Raw genomic sequence first — 2,504 nt, 5'->3', positions numbered from 1 at the left:
GGCGTCGCGCTCGGTCTCCGCGACGTCGCCCGCGGTGAGCACGTCGCGGCGCTGCGCCCCGACCACCTCGAGCATCCCGCCGCCCTCGCTCGGACGAGCCACGGCTACTCCTTCGCCTCTCGCGCCGCCCGGCGCATCTCGCGCTCGGCGACCTCTGCGGGCTTGGTGTTCCACAGGTCGTAGAGCGGGCCTTTCGGGAAGTCGTCGGTGATGGGCACGCGGATCCCGGCGCTGATGAGCAGCCCCTCGCCGGGCTTGACGGCGTCGCCGATGTAGCCGCGCTCCGTGGCGGAGAGCTGGAGCATCTCCGCCCATGCGTCGAGGTCGGCGGTGGACTGCTTGTGCAGCAGGAAGAACTCGGAGTTGAGCACCATGTCGCGGGCCTCGGCGTTGGCCAGCATGTGGCTCGTGTTCTGGCTGATGCCGGTGCAGATGAGGCCGAACTTGCGCCCCTCGCGCCACAGGCGGGCGAAGTACTCGACCACCGTCGGGTGCGCGAAGAGGCTCTGCACCTCGTCGATGTAGAGCCAGGTGTAGTTGGGGCGCGGCGGCGTTACCATCACGCGGTTGCGCACCATCTCGAGCGCCGTGATCATGCCGAACACGCGCATGTTCTGGCCGAGGCCGTGCATGTCGATGTTGGTGATGCGGTTGTCGAGCGCCACGTTGCTCTGGCCGTTGAAGAAGGAGAACGCGCCCTTCACGTAGCGCTCGTAGCGCAGCGCGATGTCGGCGGCCTCGGGCTCGGGCTGAGCGAGCAGCGCCGCGTGGAAGTCGCCGAGCGTGGGCAGGCGGCCGTCCCTCGCGCACTCCCGGTACGCCTCGCCGACGCAGCGGGCGATGATCGAGCGGTCGCGCTCAGGCAGGCCCTCGCGGCCCTCGGCCATGAGCGCGCTCGAGAGCGCGAGCACCGCGTCGGTCTTGTACGCGAGCTTGGCGGCGTCGGCGCGGTCCGCGACGTCGGCGGTGTCGAGGGGGTTGAGCACCGCCGAGCATCCCGGGGCGAGCTCGACGTTCGCGCCGCCGAGCGCGCCGACGAGGTTGCCGTACTCGCCGGCCGGGTCGAAGATCACGACCTCGTCCTCGGGGTGCGCGAGCACGGTGTTGGTTATCTCGCGCTTCACCGAGAAGCTCTTGCCCGAGCCGGGCTTGCCGCACACGAAGCCCATGGGGCTCGCCAGGCGCTTGCGGTCGCACAGCACCAGGTTCCCGCTCTCCTTGGACTGCCCGTAGTAGCCTCCGCCCGCCTCGTCGAGGCTCTGGCTGGCGAAGGGCATCTGCATGGCCACCTGCCCCGTGGTGAGGTAGCGGCTCACGGTGACGTGGTTGTCACCGAGCGGGAGCACCGAGTTGAGAGCCTGGCGCTGCCGGAAGTGGAGCGGCTCGAGGCCGATCGTGCAGCCCTGCGCGACGCTCGTCACCTGCTGGACGCGGCGGTCGAGCTCCTCGAGGCTGTCGGCCCAGGTGTAGACGAGGCCCGTGTAGACGAACAGGCGCTCGGACTTGTTGCGCAGGAAGTCGAGCAGCTCCTCGGCCTCCTCCTTCGAGAAGCGCAGCTCGGGCGGCAGGATCTGGTAGTCGTAGCCCTTCTTCACGGCGCTCATCTGCTCGTCGATGATCTCCTTGTCCATCCAGTCGATCTGGCGCTTCACGAGCGCGAGCGCCTCGCTCTGCGCGATGGGCTGCACGTGCAGCGTCACGTTGAGCGGCAGCGGCAGGTCGATGATGGAGGCGAGGTAGGTCTCCTCGATGACCGACCCGAAGCTGCGCACCGCGAGCACCGCGCCGTAGCGCCCGTCGCTGCAGAAGCAGTCGGACCTGCCCTCGGGCTTGAAGTCGAGCGTGGAGGGCATGACGAAGTCCTTCGTGCGCGCGCCCGACGTCGGGGACAATTTGTCCCAGGAGAACTCGAAGCGCGACCCCGGGCGCAGCTGCCCCTGCAAAAGCTCGAGCCTCTCGGCGCCGTCGAGGGCGCGCGACGAGCAGCGTATGCGCGCGAGCGTCTGTTCCACGTCGCCCCGGATGCGCGCGAGCTTGGGCACCGCGGCGTCGACGTCGTCGGCGCCCACGGCGTAGGTCAGGTAGCGGTGGCGCACGAGGTTCGAGACGCCCTCGCGCATCTTGTCGTTGAGGATTCGGTTGTACTCTTCGGCGAGCCCGGCGGTGGCGCGCTCCCCGGGCTCGAAGAAGACCTTGCGGCCGACCTCGTCGGCGGGGATGGGCGCGTTCACTACCTGGAGCTGCACGTGGGAGTCCGCCGGGAAGTAGTTGAACAGCGAGCTCATCACGGTGAAGGCCGTCTCGCGCGCCTCCTTGCGCGCGGACTGGTAGCTGATGTCGGAGAACTCGACCGTCTGGCTGAACACCCCGGGCATCACCTGGGCGATTCCGTCCCTGTACATGGCGTCGTAGCCGACGTAGGCGGCCATCTCGCGCGAGCGGTCGCGCTCCCGGCGGCGCCTCTGCCCTCGGCCTCCGCGCCCTTCGAGGCGTCCTTGCGCCCG

Annotated in this window: 1 protein-coding gene; it reads right to left on the bottom strand. The window is 69.4% G+C overall.

Translation table 11 applies throughout. The features are described from left to right. Positions 1-104 precede the first annotated feature (104 nt). On the bottom strand, positions 105-2,504 hold a 2,400-nt coding region (locus tag GPA_RS14325), incomplete at its 5' end, for a VirB4-like conjugal transfer ATPase, CD1110 family (RefSeq protein WP_156791180.1).

Source organism: Gordonibacter pamelaeae 7-10-1-b (assembly GCF_000210055.1).
In the GTDB taxonomy this organism is placed as follows: domain Bacteria; phylum Actinomycetota; class Coriobacteriia; order Coriobacteriales; family Eggerthellaceae; genus Gordonibacter; species Gordonibacter pamelaeae.
The sequence above is the reverse complement of the archived record's forward strand: the minus strand, read 5'-3'. Positions and strand labels throughout refer to the sequence as shown.